This is a genomic window from Paraburkholderia nodosa DSM 21604 (genome assembly GCF_000519185.1).
GTDB classification, from domain to species: domain Bacteria; phylum Pseudomonadota; class Gammaproteobacteria; order Burkholderiales; family Burkholderiaceae; genus Paraburkholderia; species Paraburkholderia nodosa.
This window is the reverse complement of sequence record NZ_JAFA01000022.1, coordinates 48,496-71,970: the sequence shown is the minus strand read 5'-3', so window position 1 is coordinate 71,970 and position 23,475 is coordinate 48,496. Positions and strand designations below refer to the sequence as shown.

At 61.7% G+C, this 23,475-nt stretch carries 19 protein-coding genes and 2 pseudogenes; 9 read left to right on the top strand and 12 right to left on the bottom strand.

Going from position 1 to position 23,475, the window contains the following annotated elements; all coding sequences use genetic code 11:
• Positions 1-89 precede the first annotated feature (89 nt).
• The 11 genes from A3CW_RS0127700 to A3CW_RS0127650 form a co-directional block, all read right to left on the bottom strand.
• Positions 90-842, bottom strand: coding sequence for a cupin domain-containing protein (locus A3CW_RS0127700; protein ID WP_028206460.1), 753 nt, complete (start codon positions 840-842; stop codon positions 90-92).
• 251 nt (positions 843-1,093) lie between these two features.
• Complete coding sequence (locus tag A3CW_RS0127695; RefSeq protein WP_028206459.1) at positions 1,094-2,260, bottom strand: NAD(P)/FAD-dependent oxidoreductase; 1,167 nt, start codon at positions 2,258-2,260, stop codon at positions 1,094-1,096.
• Entirely contained in the window at positions 2,257-3,660 is a 1,404-nt protein-coding gene (locus tag A3CW_RS47840; RefSeq protein WP_035514144.1) for an FAD/NAD(P)-dependent oxidoreductase, read from the bottom strand. The genes A3CW_RS0127695 and A3CW_RS47840 overlap by 4 nt, the downstream gene beginning before the upstream one ends.
• A complete protein-coding gene (locus tag A3CW_RS0127685; RefSeq protein WP_028206458.1) occupies positions 3,639-3,959 on the bottom strand; it encodes a (2Fe-2S)-binding protein in 321 nt (106 codons plus the stop codon). The genes A3CW_RS47840 and A3CW_RS0127685 overlap by 22 nt, the downstream gene beginning before the upstream one ends.
• Entirely contained in the window at positions 3,956-5,785 is a 1,830-nt protein-coding gene (locus A3CW_RS0127680; protein WP_028206457.1) for an ABC transporter ATP-binding protein, read from the bottom strand. Before A3CW_RS0127680 ends, A3CW_RS0127685 begins: the two co-directional genes overlap by 4 nt.
• Positions 5,782-6,738 (bottom strand): ABC transporter permease, encoded by a 957-nt coding sequence (locus A3CW_RS0127675; protein WP_028206456.1) that lies wholly within the window; start codon positions 6,736-6,738, stop codon positions 5,782-5,784. The genes A3CW_RS0127680 and A3CW_RS0127675 overlap by 4 nt, the downstream gene beginning before the upstream one ends.
• Positions 6,735-7,691 (bottom strand): ABC transporter permease, encoded by a 957-nt coding sequence (locus tag A3CW_RS0127670; RefSeq protein WP_028206455.1) that lies wholly within the window; start codon positions 7,689-7,691, stop codon positions 6,735-6,737. The genes A3CW_RS0127675 and A3CW_RS0127670 overlap by 4 nt, the downstream gene beginning before the upstream one ends.
• Positions 7,692-7,758: 67 nt before the next feature.
• Positions 7,759-9,375 (bottom strand): ABC transporter substrate-binding protein, encoded by a 1,617-nt coding sequence (locus A3CW_RS0127665; protein ID WP_028206454.1) that lies wholly within the window; start codon positions 9,373-9,375, stop codon positions 7,759-7,761.
• Positions 9,376-9,402: 27 nt separating this feature from the next.
• Positions 9,403-10,677 (bottom strand): NAD(P)/FAD-dependent oxidoreductase, encoded by a 1,275-nt coding sequence (locus tag A3CW_RS0127660; RefSeq protein WP_028206453.1) that lies wholly within the window; start codon positions 10,675-10,677, stop codon positions 9,403-9,405.
• A 31-nt stretch (positions 10,678-10,708) separates the two neighbouring features.
• Complete coding sequence (locus tag A3CW_RS0127655; RefSeq protein ID WP_028206452.1) at positions 10,709-11,377, bottom strand: haloacid dehalogenase type II; 669 nt, start codon at positions 11,375-11,377, stop codon at positions 10,709-10,711.
• 214 nt (positions 11,378-11,591) lie between these two features.
• Positions 11,592-13,070 (bottom strand): aldehyde dehydrogenase family protein, encoded by a 1,479-nt coding sequence (locus A3CW_RS0127650; RefSeq protein ID WP_028206451.1) that lies wholly within the window; start codon positions 13,068-13,070, stop codon positions 11,592-11,594.
• Positions 13,071-13,310: 240 nt separating this feature from the next.
• Here A3CW_RS0127650 and A3CW_RS0127645 point away from each other — a divergent pair, with 240 nt between their 5' ends.
• The 9 genes and pseudogenes from A3CW_RS0127645 to A3CW_RS52550 all read left to right on the top strand — a co-directional run bounded on the left by A3CW_RS0127645 (position 13,311) and on the right by A3CW_RS52550 (position 22,215).
• Complete coding sequence (locus A3CW_RS0127645; RefSeq protein WP_028206450.1) at positions 13,311-14,195, top strand: GNAT family N-acetyltransferase; 885 nt, start codon at positions 13,311-13,313, stop codon at positions 14,193-14,195.
• A gap of 250 nt (positions 14,196-14,445) precedes the next feature.
• Positions 14,446-15,372: a 2-hydroxyacid dehydrogenase gene (locus A3CW_RS0127640; protein ID WP_028206449.1), complete on the top strand. Its 927-nt coding sequence runs from the start codon at positions 14,446-14,448 to the stop codon at positions 15,370-15,372.
• 169 nt (positions 15,373-15,541) lie between these two features.
• Positions 15,542-16,957 (top strand): aspartate aminotransferase family protein, encoded by a 1,416-nt coding sequence (locus A3CW_RS0127635; protein WP_028206448.1) that lies wholly within the window; start codon positions 15,542-15,544, stop codon positions 16,955-16,957.
• Between the two features lie 34 nt (positions 16,958-16,991).
• Positions 16,992-17,489, top strand: a complete 498-nt coding sequence (locus A3CW_RS0127630; protein ID WP_028206447.1) for an Lrp/AsnC family transcriptional regulator — start codon at positions 16,992-16,994, stop codon at positions 17,487-17,489.
• Positions 17,490-17,665: 176 nt separating this feature from the next.
• A pseudogene (locus A3CW_RS47835) lies at positions 17,666-18,745 on the top strand (tartrate dehydrogenase).
• A 56-nt stretch (positions 18,746-18,801) separates the two neighbouring features.
• Positions 18,802-20,274, top strand: coding sequence for an NAD-dependent succinate-semialdehyde dehydrogenase (locus A3CW_RS0127620; protein ID WP_028206446.1), 1,473 nt, complete (start codon positions 18,802-18,804; stop codon positions 20,272-20,274).
• Positions 20,271-21,245: pseudogene (locus A3CW_RS47830) on the top strand (M14 family metallopeptidase). The gene A3CW_RS0127620 and the pseudogene A3CW_RS47830 overlap by 4 nt, the downstream one beginning before the upstream one ends.
• A gap of 36 nt (positions 21,246-21,281) precedes the next feature.
• Positions 21,282-21,626, top strand: a complete 345-nt coding sequence (locus tag A3CW_RS0127610; protein WP_028206445.1) for a cupin domain-containing protein — start codon at positions 21,282-21,284, stop codon at positions 21,624-21,626.
• A 133-nt stretch (positions 21,627-21,759) separates the two neighbouring features.
• Entirely contained in the window at positions 21,760-22,215 is a 456-nt protein-coding gene (locus tag A3CW_RS52550; RefSeq protein ID WP_154678052.1) for a hypothetical protein, read from the top strand.
• 512 nt (positions 22,216-22,727) lie between these two features.
• Here the strand turns inward: A3CW_RS52550 and A3CW_RS0127600 are convergent.
• Complete coding sequence (locus A3CW_RS0127600; RefSeq protein ID WP_028206443.1) at positions 22,728-23,462, bottom strand: IS6 family transposase; 735 nt, start codon at positions 23,460-23,462, stop codon at positions 22,728-22,730.
• Between the last annotated feature and the right edge of the window lie 13 nt (positions 23,463-23,475).

Below are 23,475 nucleotides of genomic sequence, written 5' to 3'. Positions count from 1 at the left end.
GTGCCCGCCCGTGCGCTCGGCGCGTCAAAAAAGCCCGTAGACAGAGGCTGCCTGCGGGCGAAGCTACACCGGCGGCGTGATTCGCGGAGTTAAGCCGGACGATAAATCGCGTATACCTTGGCGACGTGCTCGCGGCTATCCCAACTGCACCGCGCGCCTTGCTCGACGAGGAAGATGTCGCCGCGCCCGAACGTGGCCGTTCTGCCGGCTTCATCCTCGAACGTGACACTGCCTTCCAGGAGATACATCAGCTCGCAATGGTGATAAAACATTGCGCTGCGTTGATAGGGCGTTGAGTCCCAGGTGCCGCAGACGAATTCTCCATCCGCAGACCGGTAGTCCGTGAAGTTACGGCAGAGGGGCGCGGGCGTGAGTAACAACTCCGCGGAAGGCGTGCCCGAGGTCTCCAACAGCGGCGCGTGCTGGATGGGGACAATCTTTCCATCAGCAGACTGGCTGCCGTGGTAACGCATGAAGATGATCGAAACCGGCCCTCGCGCCGACCAAAAAAACTCAGCGCCATGAGCAAGCACCGCGCTGTCGCCTGGCCCCAGCGCCATGGCATGCTCTGCTTGCGTCAATGTGATCTCGCCTTCCGCGACGATGACGAATTCATCTGCAGGCTGGGGTGGCACCACACCGCATCCTGTGTCGAGCGCTATTACGCCCGCGCTCATGGGACCCGGCGGCCAATCTAGAAAGTGGCGACTAGCAAGGAAGCGACTCTCGCCTACCGAAGCAATTGCCTCAATCCCCTGGATATTATCCGCCGCGAACTTTCGGAGATCGACAAACGATCGGGAGCCGGACTGCTCCACCGCTGCTTGCTGCAATTTGGACATGTTGTGTTGTGTTCTGGTAGTTTGTGGCGAATCCGACGACGGCTATGCCGCGCCGCCCGCGGACCGTTCGATCAATGGGCCAAAGCCCTTCCTGAATAATTGTCTTGCACTACTAAATCAATACGTTCCCGATCTCAACTGGACTGGTTCCTTATCTGCCGTCCCGCCCGAGCCACATCTGCCGCGCAAGGGGGCTTCGACTGGGATCGTTTCACTGATCAACGGGAAAGCCCCGTGGTAGCCGTGGTCTGTCAGCCGTCGTGCCCGATGGCTAAAGCCGAAGCAGTGGCGGACGTCGCAGTGAATCGGTCGATTGCGTATGTATCGAGCGGGATTGGCGTACGCCCCATGTCGATCAGCTCCGCGAGCGTTTCGCCCACCCCTGGACCAATCTGAAACCCCGAGCCACTGAAGCCAAATGCATAAAAGAGACCGTCTACTTTCGAACTCGGCCCGATGACAGGTTCTCCGTCGGGAAGGTAACCCTCCACCCCGCTCCAGACGCGGATCACGTTGAGCCGAGCCAGCGCGGGCGCGAGACGACGGAACTGCGCCATCTGCTGCACGGTGTTCTCCGGCAACACCGACGCCCGGCGCGTGACGGCATCGGCGGGACCGGGCGGGCCACCGCCGAGCACGATGTTGCCGCGCGGAATCTGCCGGAAATAGACGCTCTCTTCCTTGATCGACGTGTAGACGCCCATCGATGACTGAAAGACGTAAGGCACCGGCTCTGTGACGGCCATCTGGGGCCCGTGCGCTATCAGAGGCACCGGCTCGCCAAACTGCTGCGAGAGCGCACTCGCCCACGCGCCCGCACAGATAACGAGCCGCGCTGCTCGATACGTTTCGCCTGTCGCGCTCTGCACCCGGAATTCAGCACCGTCCTTCTCTACGCTGACGATCTCGGTGTTCTCGACGATCTGTGCGCCGTGCCGCACGGCAGCGCGTGCGAAAGCCGGCGATGCGATCCGCGGATTAGCGTGTCCGTCGAGCGGTGAGACGGACGCGGCGAGAACTTCCCGTCCCAGAAATGGGAAACGCCTGAACATTGCAGCACCGTCCAGCACCTCAAGGTGCAGGCCAAACGCGCGCGCCTCATTGGCATAACGATGAAAATACTCAGCATCGTGCGCGTGGTAGCAAACGCGCGTATGACCGGAAGGCAAAAATTCAATGTCCTCACCAAGCAGTTCTCTGGTTCGGTACCAGACATCCAGTGCGCGATTGGCTATTGCAAGCTGAGGCAAGGAGCGACCCTGCCGGCGGACACCGCCAAAGTTGGTGCCGCTGGCCTGCTGTCCGACGAGTCCGCGTTCAATCAGGATCACCGAGCGCATGCGCCTGCGCAGAAAGAAAGCCGTCGAAGTGCCCATGATGCCGCCACCAATAACGATTACGTCGGCGTGTCGGTTCATCGAACAGTCTCCATCCCGGACCCTGATTCCAGCGCTATGGGCAGCGGCTTGACAGGGGCCTGGCCGCGTAATCGCCCGACGGCTTCCAATGGCACGCGCGCTTCTGCTGCGATGACTTCAGCACCGGCGTGCGAGCAGTAGCGTCCCTGACATCGGCCCATGCCGACGCGGGAAAATGCCTTTGCGCGGTTTGCCTCTATCGCGCCCATCTCACGAACGACCTGCCGCAATTCGCCGGCAGTGATTGCCTCGCAGCGGCACACGATGGTGTCATCCGGCAGGGCTGCCGCGAAGCGCGCGGGCCACGGAAAGGCGGTGCGCAAGCCGGCTGCGAAACGTGTGAAACGGGAGAGTTCCGCGCGTAGTTGCGCGGCGCCCCCGAGTTCGATACCTGCGTCGTGCAGCGCGGCCAATGCGGCGAGCCGGCCCGCGCGTTCGGCCGCGTCAGCACCGCGCACGCGCACCCCATCGCCTGCCAGATAGATGCCTGCGACGCTGCTACGGCCATCCTCATCAATCTGCGGAAGCCACGTCTGCGTGATCGTGTCGAAACGAAAAGCGCAGCCCGCGAGATCAGCAAGCTGTGTTTCGGAACGCAGGTGATAGCCGAGTGCGACGGCATCACACGTCACATTCAGCGTCGTGTCGTTTGCCAGCTTCACGCGAACGCCTGTGACACCATGCTCAGACGAGCCTTCGATTGCGACAGGCACCACGCCACGATGAATCGGAACCTCCGCGCGGCGCAACACGCGCATCAGTGCGATGCCCTTGCGAAGCGTCGATGGAATCGCGAGCAACTGCGGCAGCGCTCGCAGGCGCTGCGCCAAGGACGATGTATCCAGGACGGCGCTCACTGTCGCACCTGCCTTGACATACTGCGCGGCGACCAGATACAGCAATGGCCCGGTTCCCATCATCACGATCCGAGCACCGATCGCGCATCCCTGCGACTTGAGGGCTACCTGTGCGCCGCCCAGACTGTAAGTACCCGCGAAGTGCCAGCCGGGAACCGGCATCAGCCGATCGGTGGCTCCGCTGCAGATGATCAGCGAATCGAATGCAAGCTTGCGGTAGCGCGAGCCACTCACGATATGCACCGCCTTTGGCCCGATATTCCATACGAGCGTGTCAGGCAGATAATCGATTTGCGCGCGCAATGCATCGAAGTCGCGATGGAGCGATGCGGCACGCGCAGCCTCCGTCCCATACAGCGTTTCATACGAACGCGAAAAGCCGTCCGGCTGGCGCCGATAGATCTGGCCACCATCGCGGCGCCCTTCATCGATCACCGTGGGCCGCAGCCCCGCGTCAACCAGCGCCTGCGCGGCGCGCACGCCCGCCGGTCCAGCGCCAATGACGACGACGTTCGGACCCTTCACTTCTGCAGACGCGGCCATACGCCCTCCCCCACTAGCGCTACGCGCGTGATGATCGACATGCCGGGCATTGCTGGCGTTGTACAGGCGCGGACACGCTCACCTTGCGCAGTCCAGACCCAGCAGTCCTGGCAAGCACCCATCAGACAGAAGCCCGCACGGCGGCCGTCGCCAAACTCGGAATCGCGTAACGTGTCTTGTGCCGTCAGGAGCGCGACCAGCAGCGTGTCGCCTTCGGCGGCCTTCACTGCGTCTCCATCGACGGCGATCCCGAACGTCTTGCGTCCGGTCTCCGCCACTCTCACAAAGCGTGCAGTCATGCCGTCACCGGGTCGGCTTTCTGCGCGAGCTCGAGTTCGGCGGCAGAGCGGTGGCAAAGGATTATGGCGCCCGAGGGCAGCTTCCTGGCACTGGGGGGTGTAACGTTGCACTTACCGTCGATGCGGACCGGACAACGCGCCCGAAAGCTGCACAGCTCAGTGGAGTCACTGGCGGGCCCCATCGACGGCAAGGCGGCGCCTGTGAGCGTGCGCCGTGAGTCGAGCCAGCCTGGGTGCAGTGCGGGCACCGAATCGACCAGTAGCTCTGTGTACGGGTGGTGGGGGGGCGCGGCCAGGACGTTGCGCTGACCGGCTTCGACACACCGACCGGCATAGAGGACCATGACGTCGTCGCAGATCGCCCGCACCGTCGAAATATCGTGGCTGATGAACATGTATGACAGACCCAGTTCGCGCCGCAGTTCCACGAGCAGGTCAAGAATCGCTGCGCCGACTACGGTATCCAGTGCGGAGGTCACCTCGTCGCAGAGAATGAGCGCAGGCTCGGCCGCAAGCGCGCGAGCCAGGTTCACGCGCTGCTTCTGGCCGCCCGACAGGCCGCCCGGCTGACGCCCGGCAATCGATGCTGGCAGCTTCACCAGATCGAGCAGTTGGAGCATGCGCTTGCGCGCCGCTGCCCCGCGCAGCCCGTGATAGAAGTTCATCGGCCGCGCCAGAATGTCGGCGATCGTGCGGCTCGGATTGAGCGCCGTGTCCGCATTCTGAAAAACGATCTGCACGCGCCGGTACTGATCAGGCGTGCGCCCGGAGAGCTTCGCTGGCAGCGGCTTGCCGTCGAGCAGCACCTCACCGCGGGCACGATCCACCAGTCCGGCCACCACGCGTGCGAGCGTCGTTTTGCCCGAACCCGATTCCCCGATCACGCCGAGTGCGCTGCCGCGCGAGATCCTCAGGTTTACGTCCTCAAGCACACATACGGCAGGCACGCCGTTCGCATCGATCCGTCCATACCCGGCGTTCAGATTGCGGACCTCGAGCAACGGTGGTGCCACATCTGAAGCCAGAAGCGCAAGGTCCGGCTCCGGGCGGCGCGTGGCCGCGAGCAGTTGCCGCGTATAGTCGTCGGCCGGCGTATCGAGCACCTGCCCGGTCGTGCCATTCTCTCGCACGATGCCCCCGTTGAGTACGACAATGCGGTCCGCCATCTGCGCGACGACGGCAAGATCGTGCGAGACATAGACGGCTGTCGTGCCCAGTTCGCGGATCACTTTCTTGAAAGCAGCGAGCACTTCGATCTGTGTGGTGACGTCGAGCGCCGTCGTCGGTTCGTCGAACACGACGACAGCGGGATCGGTAATCAGCGCCATCGCCGCCATCAGGCGCTGCAACTGACCGCCCGATACCTGATGCGGATAGCGTGCACCAATGGTTTCTGGCGACGGCAAAGCCAGCGAGCGAAACAGTCCCACGGCCTTCTCGCGGGCCGCAGCAGGCGTCATCAATCTGTGTAGCAGCGCGGGCTCGGTCACCTGGTCCATGATCGTGCGGGCCGGGTTGAAACCCGCCGACGCGCTCTGGGCGACGTAAGCGACGGTGCGCGCGCGCAACCCGCGACGTCCGGCTGCATCGAGTGACAGCACTTCGACGCCCCCGATCTTCACCGATCCGCCCGCAATAGAGCAGCCGCCGCGTGCGTGCCCCAGTAGCGACAGCGCGATCGTCGTCTTGCCCGAGCCCGACTCGCCAATCAGCGCAAGCACTTCGCCTTTCTTCACGGTGAAATCGACGCACTTGACGATCTCGACGACCGGGTCGGGCGCCGAGCCCGCGACCACGCGCAGGCCCTTGACTTCGATCATGTTCATTTGGCGTCTCCATGGCCGCGCGCGGCGTGCCGGCGCAGGCTGTCGATCAGCAGGTTCACGCCCACCGTGAGCGTCGCGATCGCGACGGCGGGCACCAGTACGGCCGGTGCGCCTTCCGCCAGAGCGCCGATGTTCTCGCGCACGAGCGAACCCCAGTCGGCATTCGGAGGCTGCACGCCGAGGCCGAGAAAGCTCAGGCCGCTGAGCAACAGCACGATAAACACGAAGCGCAGGCCGAAGTCCGCGAGCATCGGATGAATCATGTTGGGTAGCACCTCGACGCGCGCGATGTAAAACAGTCCTTCGCCGCGCGCCTTTGCGACCTGCACGTACTCGAGTGTCATCAGGTTGACTGCCAGCGAGCGCGAGATGCGAAACGCGCCAGGAATATAAGCGAGCGCGGCGACCATGATCAGTATCGACACCGACGAACCGAATGCGGCGATCACGACGAGCGCGAGGATCTTGCTCGGAATCGAGATCAGGGCGTCGAACAGTCGGCTCATGATTTCGTCGACCCAGCGTCCGGACACGGCCGCAACCAGCCCGAAGAACGTTCCTATGCAACTGGCGAGCACGGTCGATGCCAGCGCCAGTCCAACTGTGTATTGGGTGCCGTACAGCACGCGGCTGAGCATGTCGCGGCCCAGAAAATCGGTGCCGAGCAGATGCGCCGCGCTGTACGACCCGAATATCTCAGTCGACGTCACGGCGCCCCCCTTGTACGGAGCGACGAGCGGCCCGAAGAACGCAACGCAGAGCCAGAACACCACGATCACGAGGCCGATCAGGCCAAGCAGCGAGAGACGGTTCGCGAGACGGCGCAGCGGACCACGTTTGTTGACAGGAGCTGTGGCGGGGGCGTCCTGAAGCGTATCGGCGCAAGGGCGGGCCTCTTCATCGGGCACCGAGTACAGGACGGTCCCCGCATGGGATGTATCGGGTCGGTTCATCGTTGACGCAACCTCGGATTGGAGAAGATCTGACATAGGTCGGCAATGAGTACCAGGGTGAGATACGCCGCGCAGAACACCATCACGCAGCCTTGCACGAGCGGCATGTCCCGATTGGTGACGGCATCGACCATCAGGCTCGCGAGCCCCGGATAGTTGAAGATCGATTCGACGATGACGACGCCGCCGAACAGATACGACAGGCTGAGGGCGACCGCGTTGGCAATGGGGCCAATCGTATTCGGCAGCACATGGCGCAACACGATTCGGACCGGTGAGGCGCCCTTGAGTACGGCCATCTCGACGTACGACGCGTTCAGCTGATCGAGCACCGCGGCACGTGTCATACGCGCCATCTGCGCCACAATCACACAGCACAGCGTCATAACGGGCATCGCATAAATACGCACCAGCGCGCCGAACGACGTGACCTCCGACAGATATGACAGCGCCGGCAGCCAGCGCAGCTTGACAGCAAAGATCAGCACGGCGATCGTCGCTATCAGAAATTCGGGCACAGCGACGGTTGACAACGTCAGCACGTTGAGGGTACGGTCCAGCAGCGAACCGCGATACATCGCCGACAGAATGCCGATCGCCAGCGCGACAGGAACCGACACAGCGGCCGTTAGCCCTGCAAGCATGAGCGTATTCGGCAGGCGGGTCGCGATCAGCTCGCTCACCGGCGTGTTGTTCGACAGCGACGTGCCGAAACTGCCACTCACGATGTGCAGAAGCCACTGGAAATAGCGCTGCAGAGCGGGCTGGTCGAGACCAAACTGGTGACGCAAGGCTGCTACCTGTTCCGGTGTGGCCGCCTGGCCGAGCGCCTGCTGCGCCGCGTCGCCCGGCAAAAGGCCAGTTATCGCGAATACGATGGCCGACACCAGCAGCAGCGTGACCAGCGCGAAACCGAGGCGCGCTGCAATGAGTCGTTGCGCGTTTGCGTTCATACTAGAAACGCCTCCTGTACAGAAATGGTGCGCCGCCAGGTAGCGGCGCGACTGAAGACGTGACAGCTCAGGACTCGAGCCAGACGTGTTCCGCAAACGTGAAGCCCATCAGTCCGGCCAGCGGAATCGTGCCCAGACCTTTCAGCCGGGTCGTATGGGCGTCGAGTGAACTCACGAACAAGGGGATGCCAATACCGCCGGTTTCATGCACCATCACCTGCATGTCGCCGTAGATTTTCTTGCGCTTCGCGTCATCGGGTTCGCCGCGCGCGGCGAGGAGCAACTGGTCGAACTTCGGGTTCTTCCAGTTCGCTTCGTTCCATGGCGCGTCGGACTTGAAGAACTGTGTAAAGAGCACATCGGCGCTCGGCCGCGCGTTGACGTTGCCAAAGCTGAGCGGATGCCTCATCCAGTGATTTGACCAATAGCCATCCGCCGGTACACGGTTCACCTGGAGGTTCAGGCCAGCGCCTGGCGCGGCAACCTGGAGCAGCGTCGCGATTTCGACCGATCCGGTGGCCGCCGGCGATGCATATACCTGCAGCGGAGCGTTGCCGAGCTTCGCCTTCTGAAAATGGAACCTGGCCTTGTCCGGATCGAAGCTTCGTTGTGGAATACCGGCAAAGTAGTACCTGTTCGTCGGGTCGATCGGCTGGTCATTGCCGATTGCCCCGTAGCCGCGAAAAGCCGCACGAAGGATCTGTTCGCGATCCAGCAGGTACGTCATGCCACGGCGGAAATCCTGGTTACCCGTGATACCACCTTCGTCGCGCATGATCAGATCGGTGTACTGGCCCGTTTTCGTCTCCAGGACCGAGAAACCGGACGTCCCCTTGATTCGCTGCGCGGAGTTCGGCGTCACTGCATTGATCAGCTGCACGTCACCCGAAAGCAACGCGTTGACGCGCGCCGGTTCGTCTCCGATGCCGACCAGCTCAATCTCGTCAAGGTGCGGCAGTCCAGTCTTCCAGTACGTTTCATTGCGCACCCCGACGGTACGCACGCCCGGCGAGAATTCCTTGAGCCTGAAAGGACCAGTGCCGACCGCCGTCCTGAAATCCTTCGTTCCGTCCTTGATGATCATGAAGTGCGAGGTCGCCAGGATCACCGGCAGGTCGGCGTTTGCACCTTCGAGGGTAATCGTCAGTTCATTCGCGCCCGTCGCCTTCACGTCCTTGATCTGGTCCGCGAGCGTCTTCGCCTTCGAGGCGGTCGCCGGATCCTTGTGGCGCATGATCGAGTAGACAACGTCGGCGGGCGCGAGCGCCTTGCCGTCATGGAACTGCACGCCCTTGCGCAGCTTGACAACCCACACGGTCGCATCCTTAGTTTCCAGCGAATCCGCGAGCGCCATTTTTGCGCCAAGATGCGAGTCGAACTCGGTCAGACCGTTGTAGAGCATATTGGCGCGCACGTAGTCCGTGCTCAGCGCGCCCTTCGCCGGATCGAGCGTATCCGCAGTGGACGCCGATTGCGTCGCGACGCGAATCTTGCCGCCTTTTTTCGGCGTCTGTTGCCCGAATGCCGACCCGCTCGCGGCCAGCATTCCCGCGCCAGTCATCGAGAACATCCCACCGGCAGCCATCGCGCGAAGCAGATTGCGTCGCGACACGCCTTTGCGGTTGAGCTGTTGAAGTTCATCGCCGACGCTGGCGTCGGCGTCGCGCATATTTATCTTGTGCATCTGTCTCCTCCACAAGGGAGTTGTTCGTCAATAGAGGACGTCTTTTAGCCGGAAGTACGCCCCGACGAGCGGCAGGAACCACGGTTTGCCCGTATGCCCTGGAATCGCGGACCAGTCAAAGTCTCGCCAGGGATTCGCTTCAGAATTCCCGGCCATCACCTCGGCCATCACCTGGCCCATGTGCGTTGCCATCTGCGTGCCGTGGCCACTGTAGCCCATCGAGAAATAGAGGCCGTCGTGTTCCCCGGCGCGTGGCAAACGATCAGCCGTAATATCGACGAGACCACCCCAGCAATAGTCGATACGCGCCTTGGCAAGGCTCGGGAACATCTGCGCGAGGTTCGCCTGCAGGATACGGCCGCTTTTTTCGTCCGATGGTTGCTCCGATGCCGTAAAGCGTGCACGTCCACCAAATAGCAGCCGCGAATCGGGCGTGACGCGGAAGTAGTTATGCATCAGGCGGCTCGTTGTGTATGAGCGCCGATTCGGCAGCAGCCGGGCGAGATGCTCAGCACGTAACGGCTCCGTCACAATGATGAATGAACCGACCGGCGCCATACGCCGCCGGTACCAGCCGAACGGTCCATGCCGCGATGGACCCGTCGCGACCAATACCTGCTGCGCGCGTAATGTGCCGCGTCCGGACTCGATCTGGTAAGCGCCGCGGTCCTTCGCGATCGACGTGACGGGCGCGTGCTCGAAAAGCCGCGCACCGTTGCGCACGGCCGCATTTGCCAGACCAACCGCGAACTTGCCCATGTGCATCTGCCCGCCGTGCTTATGCAGCAGGCCTCCGAAGAAAGCGTCTGATCCGACTTCACTGCGAATGCGCTCACGCGGAATGATCTCGACATCGGGATCGACTTCGCGGCGGATCAGCTCGGCCGTATGCTCGAGGTGCGCCAGATGTTGCGGTTTCGCGGCCAGTTTCAGCTTGCCCGACGCGAGATAGTCGCAGTCAATCTGCTCTTCGCGAATCAGCCGCTCGACCGTATCAACCGCCTCGGCATACGCGCGATAGCAACCTTGCGCGCGCTCGACGCCCAGTTGCTTGCGAAGCGCTGCGTAGTCCTGCGCAACGCCGGTGTTGCACTGGCCGCCATTGCGACCAGATGCCCCTCCGCCGATACGACCAGCATCGAGTACGACAACGCTCGCGCCGCGCCGGCCGAGTGCCAGCGCAGCGGACAGCCCGGTGAAACCGCCGCCAATGACGGCGACGTCGACTTGGCCATCGACGGGACCCTCGCAAACCTGGGGCCCGGCGGGTGCCGTGTCGAGCCAGTAGGAGTCGAGTTTCATCGGGTGTCCTTGCATGAGAGGAGGCAGGGAGTCACAGACCGAGTTGCGTTGCGAGATCGCCGATGGTGTCGACTTCATAGTACTCGTAGTACGGCGCGTCCGGCTCGTGACCGCGTTTGACGAACGCCTTGTGCTTGATGCCCATGTCATGCGCCGTCATCAGGTCGTAGCGAGGGCTCGACGACACATGCAACACGTCCTCCGGGTTGCAGTTCAGTTGGTCGAACATGTACTCGAATCCCTGCATGCGCGGCTTGTACGACTGAGCCTGCTGCGCGGTGAACACGCGATGGAACGGCGCGCCCAGCTTGTCGACGTTGCTCTGGATCTGATCGTCCGACGCGTTCGAAAGAATCACGAGCTTGTACTTCCTGGCCAGCCGCGACAGCCCTTCCGGCACGTCCGCGTGCGGACCCCATGTCGGTACGGCGAGGTAGAATTGCTCCGCTTCCGTTTCGATAAACTCGACATTCATACGCTTGCACGCGCGGCGTACGGCATTGACGACGACGTCGCGATACGGCTTCCACGCGCCGAGCACCTCGTCGCGGCGATAGCCCGAGAAGAATGCAACGAATTTCTCCAGTTCTGCGCCGTGAAGGCGGTTACCGTAGATCTCGCGGGCCATGTCACCCATGCGAAACTTCGTCAGCGTGCCGTAGCAGTCAAACGTGATGTACTTTGGTTCGAAATCGATCATCGTCTCAGTCCTATCGTGTTGTGAATCCGCGTGGAGCTTAGCGGGAAAACAGGAAGTGCATTCCTGAACAGAATTTAAGCATTGCAAAAAAGAATATGTCGTTTGTTCTGCCGGCAAAAACATGGCTTCAACGCTTTATACAAGGCCCAAACGGCACAGTCTGCCGAGCATCTCGCACGCCATCCGTGCTGCTCCCCGTCGTTGGAGTAACCGTTCATGAGCGCGTGTCGATCAGGACGCTCTTGAAGCGAAGATTTGCCTCATAGGCCTGCCGTCCCAGATCTTTGCCAATGCCGGAGCGCTTGTAGCCGCCCGTAGGGATCATGAAATCGCTGGTTCTCCCGTAGCGATTCACCCACACCGTACCCGCTTCGATGCCACGCACGAAGCGCAGTGCTCGGCCCAGATCTGCGGTGTGCACGCCGGCAGCCAGGCCATAGTCGGGGTGGTGTGCCAGAGCCAGCGCTTCCGCTTCCGTATCGAATGTCTGCAGCGTCAGAACCGGGCCGAACACCTCCTCCCGAACCGCTTCGGATTGCTCATTGACGTCGCAGAGAATCGTTGGCGAATAGAATGCGCCGCCCGGTTCGCCATCCGCTCGACGGCCGCCGCATCGCAAGGTTGCGCCGCCGGCCACTGTGCGCTGCACAATTGTTTCAATGCGTGAGGCCTGGGCTTCAGAGATGATCGGCGATAGCGTCGTGCCTGCCGACCATGTCGCGCCCGGCCGGAGTTCCGCGAAGATGCGTGCGATCCGGTCGGCCAGGTCCGCCGCAATCGAACGCTCCACCAATAGACGTGATCCCGCCACGCATACCTGCCCGGCGTTGCCCGCGACCGCCGCTGCTATGCGGCGCGCGACGTCCTCGAGCCGTGGCGCATCCGCAAAGACGATCTGCGGACTCTTGCCGCCCAGTTCCAGGGTAACCGGCTTCGTGCCAGAATGCGCGCATGCCGCCATGATCGCGGCCCCGGTGCGCGTGGAACCGGTGAACGTCACTTTTGTTATATGCGGATGACGCACAAGCGCATCGCCAGTCATGTGACCGTCGCCCTGTATTACGTTGAAAACACCCGGTGGCACGCCCGCTTCGACCGCCAGTTCCGCGAGGCGCAGCACCGAAAAGGGCGTTGTCTCCGACGGCTTCAGTACGACCGCATTGCCCGCCGCCAATGCCGGTGCGAGCTTCCACGACGCCATCACCAGAGGGAAGTTCCAGGGCGCGATTGCGCCGACGACTCCGTACGGTTCAGCGATTGTCATACCAAGGTGATCGTGATCGGTTGCTGCGACATCGCCGCCGATCTTGTCGGCGAACTCCGCATAAAAGCGGATGCCCTCGGCTGTGAAGGGAACGTCCCAGGCTGCCACCTCGCGGATCGGGCGGGTGGACCCGAGCGCCTCCAGGGGTGCCAGCGTCTCGCCGTCGGCGGCGACAAGCTCGGCAAAGCGGTGCAGCACCCTTGCGCGTTCGCGAGGAGCGATTCGCCCCCAACCACTCGAACGCCAGGCCGTCCACGTATTCTCGACCACGCGATCCGTCATTTCCGCATCGGCCACCGGAACCGTCGCATAGGCAACGCCATCCGAAGGGCGAACCACTTGCAGCTTCTGCGTGCCCTCGTCGATATATTTTCCCCCGATGAAATGCCCGGAACGCACCGCAACCTTGCCGGGATCGAAGCTGTCCATTTCGTCTCCTTTTGACTCGCGCATCTGCCGTTAATTTGGTGCTTTCACTCAGTTGAAATCGTACCGCTGGCGACCCTCCGCAATTCACTGACTGACGGGCTGCTTTAGCAGAAGTGACGCGTTTTTTACGCGTTGACGCTGCAGTTTTTATCGATTTGCTTTCCACCCAGTCAACGTTATGGACAACACAGCAAGGCAATGCGAGAGTTGCGGCGTAAGCATCCAGCCAAGGAGAAAGGCATGTCGCGCCGAAATGAAGCCCCCGCCACAGGTCACCAAGTTGCCTATCGCCCGTTTTCGCTTCTGGACGTCGCGCGCGCGCGCGCCCTGTCGAGTGAATTGAGGTGGCCTCATCGCGTCGAAGACTGGCAATTTGTCGCTGAAGCGGGCATGGGATTCGTCGCGGAGGATGCGAGCGGAACGCTTGTTGGCACGGGGCTCTGCTGGAAGTTCGGCGATGATCGCGCGTCGCTCGGAATGGTCGTTGTGTCGCCGCAGCAGCAAGGCCAGGGCATTGGCCGCAAACTCATGGAACTGCTGCTGGAAGAACTGGGCGAGCGAACCGTCATTCTTCACGCAACTGCAGAGGGTCGGCATCTGTATGAGACGCTCGGCTTCGAAGCGATTGGAACCGTTGATCACCATCAGGGAATCGCACTCCAGCCGCCGCTTGTTTCACTCCCTCCCGGCGAGCGGCTGCGCCCGCTCGGCTTGAACGATACCGCGCGCCTGATAGAGCTGGCGTCGCGTGCGAGCGGCCTCGACCGCGGGACGCTCCTGCCGGCGCTCCTCGAAGTTTCACAAGGGATCGCAATCGCGCGCGATGACGACCTGATTGGTTTCGCCCTCATCCGACGCTTTGGACATGGTTTTTCCATCGGTCCGGTCGTGGCACCGGACTCCAACGACTCCAGCCGTGCCAAGGCATTGATCAGTTACTGGCTCTCGCTCCACGCCGGCACGTTTGTCCGTATCGATACGCCGCACGAATGCCAGCTCTCGGCGTGGCTGGAAGCACTCGGACTTTCCCGATTCGGTACGGTCGTGAAGATGGCGCGCAACGGTACGCTTCGCGCCGATGCATCCTTTCGCCAATTCGGTATCGTCAATCAGGCGGTGGGCTAGTAAGCCAATTCGGCTTGAACCGGTTGCCATTGCACGACGTGCGCACCAATTTCCCGCAGCATGGGCGTGTCTTTCTGACCGATCGAACGGGCTGCCCTTGATTTCCGCGGCCTGTTGCGATGGCAGGAGGCCGCAGCGATCCCTCCCCAAAGCGCGGCACCGGAATGTCACGACTAACTTCCGGTCTTGCCGGAGCGCGTACCGTGAGATTGCTCCCAGCGAAGCTGACAGTTCGACAATTTGATCAAACATGACACTACTCTACAAAGCCGACCCTGAACGCGGCAAGCAATGGGCACAGCTCTTTGCGCTAAAGGCACCCGATATTCCGATTCGCCTGTGGCCCGACATCGGCGAGCCGGCGCCCGTACGCTTTCTCGCCACGTGGCAGCCTCCCGACGATATCGCGTGCACGCTACCCAACCTCGAAGTGATCTTCTCGGTGGGCGCAGGCATCGACCAGTTCGACCTGTCCGGAGTGCCGCCACATATTACTGTCGTGCGCATGGTTGAGCCGGGTATCGTCGAAGGAATGGTTGAGTATGTCACGCAGGCCGTGCTGACCATCCATCGCGATCTGTTCGACTATGGATTGCAACAGCGGCAGCGCATCTGGCGCGAATTGCCGGTGCGCGCTGCGGCGTCCCGACGTGTTGGGGTGATGGGGCTCGGCATGCTCGGTAAGGCGGTGCTGGAACGTCTGGGGCAGTTTGGGTTCCCGTGCGCGGGCTGGAGCCGTTCGGCGCATCGCCTGGAAGGGATCGACTGTTATTCGGGCGCCGAAGCGCTCGATGCGTTCCTGGCACGCACCGGCATATTGATCTGTCTGCTACCGCTCACCACTGAGACGCGACGTCTGCTGGACAAGCGCATATTCGCCAGGCTGCCGAAGGGAGCCTCGTTCATTAATGTCGGGCGGGGCCCGCAGTTGAACCAGGAAGACCTGCTTGATGCGCTGGCCAGTGGCCAGTTGCATAATGCTATCCTCGACGTCACCGACCCCGAGCCGCTGCCCGAATCGCATCCACTCTGGAACCATCCGCGCGTGCGCATCACGCCGCATATCGCGAGCGCGACGCGGCCGGAGACAGCCGTCGACGTGGTGCTGGAGAATATCCGCCGCCACGGCGAAGGTCTGCCAATGCTTGGACAGATCGATCGTAATCGCGGCTATTAACGCGATCACCGCGAACTCCCGACGATTCACGCGCAAGCACAAAATGCTACGCGTACCCCGCAAAAAACCGCACTTGCGTTTTTTCACGGCTTATTTTGCGAACCGGCGAAAGTTCCTCTCTCGTAGTATTGGAATGGTCCAAAGCCCATTCCGAGAAGAGAACTGCACCATGGCTATCCAATCGCTCATCGAAGCCGATCGTAGGCATCTGATCCACCCCGTCGTCAGCTATCGCGCGCATGAAGCGCGCGGCGTCACCGTGCTGGAATCTGCGCGGGGCGTGTTCCTGCGCGACATCGACGGCAACGAGCTGCTCGACGCTTTCTCCGGCCTCTGGTGCGTGAACACCGGCTACGGCCATCAAAGCATCGTCGAGGCCGCCACGAAGCAGATGACCCGCCTGCCCTATGCAACGGGCTACTTTCACTTCGGCTCCGAACCGGCCATTGAACTCGCTGCGAAGCTCGTCGAACTGTCGCCGGCATCGCTGCAGCACGTGTACTTCACGCTGGGCGGGTCTGATGCCGTCGACGCTGCGCTGCGCTTCATCACGCATTACTACAACGCGACGGGCCGTCCGTCAAAGAAGCACATCATCGCGCTGCAACGCGGGTATCACGGCTCGTCGTCTATAGGCGCGGGGCTCACTGCGCTTCCCGCGTTTCATCGCAACTTCGACGTGCCGCTACCAACCCAGCATCACATCCCGTCGCCATACGCGTACCGCAATGACTTCGCCAATGACGCCGCGCTGATCGCCGCCTCTGTCGCGGCGCTCGAAGCGAAAGTCGCAGAACTCGGCGCCGATAACGTTGCTGCGTTCTTCTGCGAGCCGATCCAGGGTTCGGGTGGCGTGATCGTACCGCCTGTCGGCTGGCTGAAGGCGATGCGCGAAGCTTGTCACAAGCTCGGCATCCTGTTCGTTGCAGATGAAGTCATTACGGGCTTCGGCCGCACGGGCCCGCTCTTCGCGTCTCAAGCCGAAGGCGTTGAGCCGGACCTGATGACCGTCGCCAAGGGCCTCACGGCCGGGTATGCCCCGATGGGGGCAGTGCTGATGTCGGATGCCGTTTATCAGGGCATTGCCGAGGGCGACGTGGCGGCGGTGATCGGCCATGGGCACACATACTCGGCCCATCCGGTTAGCGCTGCGATCGGACTCGAAGTAATTCGGCTCTATCTGGAAGGCGGGTTGCTCGCGAACGGCATCGCTCGCGCGCCACGCTTCGCGCAAGGACTTGATGCGCTGCTCGCGCACCCCCTGGTCGGTGATTCGCGGCACCGCGGCCTGCTGGGCGCACTCGAGCTGGTGTCTGACAAGGATACCAGGCAGGGCTTCGACACCTCGCTCAAGCTGCCCGATCGTATCGCCGCGGCGGCCTACGCAAACGGGCTCGTTTTCCGTGCCTTCGGCGACAGCATTCTCGGCTTCGCGCCCGCGCTGTGCTACACGGAAGGCGAATTCGACATGCTGTTCGAACGTCTCGAAAAGACACTCGATGACGTGCTCGCCCAAACCGATGTCCGTACCGCGCTTAAGGGTTCGATCGAATTCAAACGCACTTTGCCCGCGTGCCAGTCTTGACTGATCCTTGCCATGCCAGCGGGACCAAATCACGATGAACGCCGATTGCAAAGTGGACCGCATCGATCTGCGCATCCTCTCGCAGCTGCAAATACGAGGGCGTATTACCAACGTCGAGCTCGCCGACGCCGTCGGCCTTTCGCCGAGTCCTTGCCTGATTCGCGTGAAGCGTCTGGAGAAAGCAGGCTATATCGTCGGATATGGCGCGCAGATTCAACTGGAGAAGCTCGGCGATCTCCAGATCGTGTTCACCGAAGTCACACTCGCCGACCATCGCCGGGAGGATTTCACCAGGTTCGTCAACGCAGTCAAGGATGTCGACGAGATCATCGAATGTCACCTGGCGAGCGGCGGTTATGATTATCTGCTGAAGTTCGTCACGCGCAGCGTTAGCCACTATCAAAGCATCATTGAGGGACTTCTCGAGCGCGATTTGGGTATCGAGAAATACTTCAGCTACCTCATTATCAAGACGCCGTTCGTGAAGACGCACTACCCGCTCGAAACGCTCTTCTCGCAGAACCATCGTTAGAACACGCCGGTCGTCAACAGGTCGTTGGCGACCGTCTTGTTCCGGTTCGGCTACCGTCCGCCCTCAATCTGCTGATGCTTCGCCCGTCGGGAAGCGGGGCCTTTCAACCGCGCGCCGCAACCAACTCCATTACAAAAACCCATTCATCCCCGAACATTCTGCACGAAGAGATGCATATGACCCGCACCCATCGCATCGCAGTGATTCCTGGCGACGGCATCGGCAAGGAAGTGATGCCCGAGGCGCTGCGTGTGCTCGACGCCGTCAGCAGGCGCTTTGGCATTGGCTTCGACTATCAGCACATCGAGTGGGCGAGCTGCGACTACTACGCGCAGCACGGCCAGATGATGCCCGACGACTGGAAGGCGCAGCTTTCCGGCGTCGATGCCATCCTATTCGGCGCTGTTGGCTGGCCGGCCACCGTGCCCGATCACATTTCGCTGTGGGACTCGCTGCTCAAGTTTCGCCGCGAGTTCGACCAGCACATCAACCTGCGTCCCGCGCGACTCTTCGAAGGCGTGGCGTCGCCACTCGCGGGCCGCAAGGGGGGCGACATTGACTTCATGATCGTGCGTGAAAACACCGAGGGTGAATATTCGTCGGTGGGCGGCATGATGTTTGAAGGCACCGAACGCGAAGGCGTGGTGCAGCAGTCGATCTTCACGCGCAAGGGCGCAGAGCGGGTGCTGAAGTTTGCCTTCGATCTCGCGCAGCGCCGCGAGAGGAAAGTCACCGTGGCGACGAAAAGCAACGGCATCTCGATCAGCATGCCGTGGTGGGACGCGCGCGCTGCCGAAATGGCCGCGCGCTATCCCGACGTGACGTGGGACAAGCAGCACATCGACATCCTGTGCGCCCGTTTCGTACTCAATCCAGAGCGCTTCGACGTGGTGGTCGGGAGCAACCTGTTCGGCGACATCCTCTCCGATCTTGGCCCGGCCTGCACGGGCACGATCGGCATTGCGCCGTCAGCCAACCTGAACCCGGATTGCACGTTCCCGTCGCTCTTCGAACCGGTGCATGGATCCGCGCCGGACATCGCGGGCAACGGCATCGCCAATCCGATTTGAGCGATCTGGTCGGCGGCAATGATGCTCGATTTCCTCGGCAACGGTCAGGGTAAGGAACGCGAAGCGCACGATGCGATGCTTTCGGCGATCGAAGCCGTGCTCAAGGAAGGTCCGCACACGGGCGACCTGGGCGGCAAGGCCAAGACCGCTGAAGTGGGCACTGCGATCGCGCACTGTCTCGGTTAATGGATGCGCGGCACGGTGTCAGCCGCGCCCGCACGAAAGTTAAAAGGAGTCTCTTCATGACAAAGCGATACGAATTGAGCGAACTGATCCGCGGCGACAATTTCATCGATGGCGAATGGGTCGCAGCCGTCGCGGGCAAGCGCTTCGATGTCACGAATCCGGCGACCGGTGAAGTCATCAGGGAGGTCGCTGACAGCGATACTGCGGACGCACGTGCCGCCACCGATGCCGCCGCTCGCGCATTCCCCGCTTGGCGAGATGCGCTGGCGAGGGATCGCGCGGCCGTGCTGCATCGCTGGCATGCGCTGATGGTGGAGAACGCCGACGCGCTCGGCCGCCTGATCTCGCTCGAACAGGGCAAGCCATTCGCCGAAGGACGCGGCGAGGTGATGTACGGCGCGTCGTACGTCGCGTGGTTCGCCGACGAAGCGACGCGCATCTACGGCGACCTCATTCCCCAGCAGCAGCGCGGCAAACGCATGAGCGCGATCAAGGAGCCGGTGGGTATTGTCGCCGCGATCACGCCGTGGAATTTTCCGCTAGCAATGATCGCGCGCAAGATCGCGCCTGCGCTTGCTGCGGGCTGCACGGTCGTCGCCAAGCCAGCCGAGGACACGCCGCTTACCGCCCTTGCGCTCGCGATGCTCGCGGATGAAGCAGGCGTCCCGCCGGGTGTGCTCAACCTGATTTCGGCATCGCGCGACAACGCGATGCCCGCCGTCGCCGACTGGCTCGCCGACAACCGCGTGCGCAAGGTCACCTTCACAGGTTCGACGCCCGTCGGTAAGTATCTGGCGCGTGCGTCGGCGGATACGTTGAAGAAGCTCTCGCTGGAACTGGGCGGCAATGCGCCCTTCATCGTGTTCGATGACGCCGATCTTGAGGCGGCCGTGACCGGCTTGCTCGCCGCGAAGTTCCGTAACGGCGGACAGACCTGCGTGAGCCCGAACCGCGTATACGTCCACTCGGGTGTGTATGAGCGTTTTGCAGACCTGTTGGCGACGCGCGTTGCCGCGCTTAAGGTCGCGCCAGCGAGCGATCCCGCCGCACAGATCGGCCCGATGATCAACGAGCGCGCCATCGACAAGATCACGCGGCACGTCGACGACGCCGTGAGCCGCGGCGCGCGCGTGCTGACAGGCGGCAAGCGCCTGGCCGAGCTTGGCCCGAACTACTATGCGCCGACCGTGCTCGCGGACGCGACGCCCGACATGCACATGAGCTGCGACGAAACCTTTGGCCCCGTCGTGCCGCTGTTCCGCTTCGACGATGAAGCCGAAGCGATCGGCGCCGCCAACGACACCCTTTTCGGTCTGGCGTCGTATTTCTATAGCCAGGACGTGCGCCGCATAGACCGCGTCGCGCGGCAACTCGAAGCGGGCATCGTTGGCATCAACGAAGGCATACTTGCGAGCGAGGCAGCGCCGTTCGGCGGCGTGAAGGAATCGGGCTATGGCCGGGAAGGGTCGAAATACGGCCTGGATGATTACCTGTCGATCAAATACCTGTGCCAGGGCGGCCTCGAATGAACGCGCACACCTATCCGGTCGAACTCGTGTTTCCGGACATCTCCGTGCACGAGTGCAGCGACACAGGCGTTCCATACGTGCACACCTTTGATTCGGGCGTCGCGGGTCCGCACGTGATGATCAACGCGCTCACTCACGGCAACGAAGTGTGTGGCGCGATCGTCGTGGATGCATTGCTGCGCGCGGAGCTGCGTCCTAAGCGCGGCAAATTGACGCTCGCGTTCGCGAACGTCGAGGCGTATGCGCGTTTCGATCCGACGCATCCCGACGCGGCGCGCTTCGTCCATCAGGACTTCAACCGCGTATGGACCGCTCAAACGCTCGATGACGCATCACGCGAATCGAGTGAACTGCGCCGCGCGCGCGATGAGGCCCATCGTCGATACCGTCGATCTGCTGCTCGATCTGCATTCGATGCATGAGAAGAGCAAGCCATTGATCGTCGCGGGACCGCTCGACAAAGGCATCGCGCTTTCGGAAAAACTCCGCACGCCCGCCACGGTAATCTGCGACGAGGGCCATCCCGAAGGCCGCCGCATGCGCGACTACGAGGGCTTCGGTGATCCACATAGCGCAAAGAACGCGCTGCTGATCGAATGCGGACAGCATTGGGAAACGGGCGCCGTGGCCGTCGCGCGCGATGTGACGGCGCGCTTTCTGTTGTTGTCGGGTGTCGTCACGAAGGGGACCTGCCGCAAGGCTGGCTCATGCCGCTGCCTGACGAAATGCTGATCGTGCGCGTGACAGAGCCCGTTGTCGCGAAGAGCCTCAACTTTCGCTTCTCCGGTAACTACACGGGGCTCGAAGTATTCCCCGAGGCCGGTAGCGTGATCGGCTGGTCGGACGGCGAGGCTGTGCGCACGCCGTATCCCGACTGCATGCTCGTGATGCCGTCGCTCAGGCAGTTGCGCGCGGGTGTGACCATCGTTCGGCTCGGCCGGATAGAACATCGGCTGACAGGGCCTCAATAGCTTTTTTTCCATCCCACTCATCGACGGATACGCAACATGAAAGTCCAGCAGATCAAACAAGGCATCGCATTACAGGGACTGGAAGACTGGGGTACGGCCGGTCTTCCCGGCACGCCCGAGGTCAGAGTATCAGGGATACAAAAGATAATTCCGGGCTGCGAAGGGATCGACGCGGGCATCTTCGAATGCACGCCTGGCACCTATCGGCGCTCTGTGGAGCAGGCAGAGGTGATGCACTTTCTTGGCGGCCGTGGCCAATTTACGCCCGACGGCGAAGACACGATCCATTTTTCCGGCGGCGACACGCTGTTCTTTGAGGCTCACACCGAAGGCACGTGGGAAGTCGAAGAAACAATGCGAAAGGTCTACGTTATATTCTAACGATCCGATGCTCGGCCCTCGCTACGCAGATGTCCAGCGTAGCGAGACAGATCAGATCTCATACATCTGCGATATCTTCGCCTGAACGCGTGCCCAGTCGCAGATATGCACTAACCGATACCTTCGATTTAACATGGCATCACGTGTCCGAAAAGTTCCACAGACGGTGACAGGCAGGCTCTCCAACGCGACGCTTACCGATCTGTCGCTTCGCAATCATCTGAGTCTCAATGCCCTGAGTTCCGAGAACGGCGCCGCATTCCACTTAGGGACTATCGTTCGAACGATGTTCGCGTCCTTCTATTTATTTGACGCCGGCTTCGGCGACGGGGATCTGTCCGTATACACCGACGCTGACACGAGCCTCGGCGAGCTGGCAACTTCGCGAAGCCTCGAGTCTAGTTACAGGCTCGAACCGCATGCAGTTCAAGCTACGGCAAGACTGCTTGAACTCTACGATAGTCAGATCCAGACGGCACCACTTGATGAACTTATCTCGGCACATGCACGCGCCCATGGCAATTTTCAGGCATCTCCTGAACAACGATTGTCTATTCCCGCGCTCGTTCAAAGATGCCAGCGAGGATGACATCAACTCAGCATGGACTCCATAGTGAATTTGGAACTATCCGACACTGCACAGTCTTCAGCACCAGCCCCTCTTGGCGACGTCCTTGAGGTTAGGAGCGATGCGGTTGCCCATCACGTCGCTCTTTCTTTCCGCGCGTCGTTTCTGGCCGTGCTCCATGGAACTAGCCTAGCAAGAAACCTGGGAAAACAGTCGCTTTATCGTTTGCGTCCACGCGTGACGTAGCCGTTCGTTCCTATCACCGGTTGCTCCGTGGTCTGAATAGTGCCTATGAATGATGTTGGCAATGTCCGAAAGATAATCGAAGGTTGGGACATCGCCCGAGTCTAAGACCATAGAGCGAAGACACGAGTCGCTTGGTCGCCGCATGGCGGATAAAGAGGATCGGCAGACTGAGCGCTGTCCGGAGGCGGATTCACCCTGCGGCTGGCAGCGCCCTACGGCACGATCGCTCCAGACGGCGTTGTCAACTTGCCATGCGTGAGACAAAACGCTGGAGGTGTGACGATGATTTAGAAACCAGTCGACGGATCTTGGGCGAGGTCGGTGAATTCGCGCCAGGCAACGAACCTTGCTGCAAGCTGCTTGCGATAAAGTGAAGCGCGCAGCAGATGCAGCTTGATCGCGAAGTGTTGCCGGAACAGTCCGAAGCTCGACAGGAAGGCCTGCGTGCGTTTCGGATCGCGAAAACCGCGCATGCGACGCTCGCGTTCACGTGTCGGCTGGTGGCTGTTTTCAGCCCTGTTGTTCAGTCGGGCTGCCGCTTTGACAAACACGTGCTTTACGCTCGCCAGCTCTGGAATCTCAGCTTTGGCGGCCGGATAGCTGCGCAGTTGATCGGTAATGATCTTGCGCGGCACCGGGTTCGAGCGCAGCACACGCTTGAAGAAGCGCTTGGCCGCGGCCTTATCGCGCCGCTTTTGCAGCAGGACGTCGAGTTCGGCGCCGTGCTCGTCCACTGCGCGCCATAGCAGGTAAGGCTCGCCGCGCAACGTCACGAACATCTCGTCAAGGTGCCATGTGCCGCCTGGCTTGCGACGCGCCGCTTGCACCCGACGAGCAAAGGCGGCGCCAAACTTATCGCACCAGCATCGGATCGTCTCGTAGGTCACGGTCACGCCGCGTTCAAAGAGCAGTTCTTCGATGTCACGCAAGCTCAATTGATATCGGTAGTACCAGCGCACGGCGCAACTGATGACACTGGCTGGAGAACGGTGCCCGCGATACAGCGATTTCGATCTCTTCATCGCCTCATCTTAT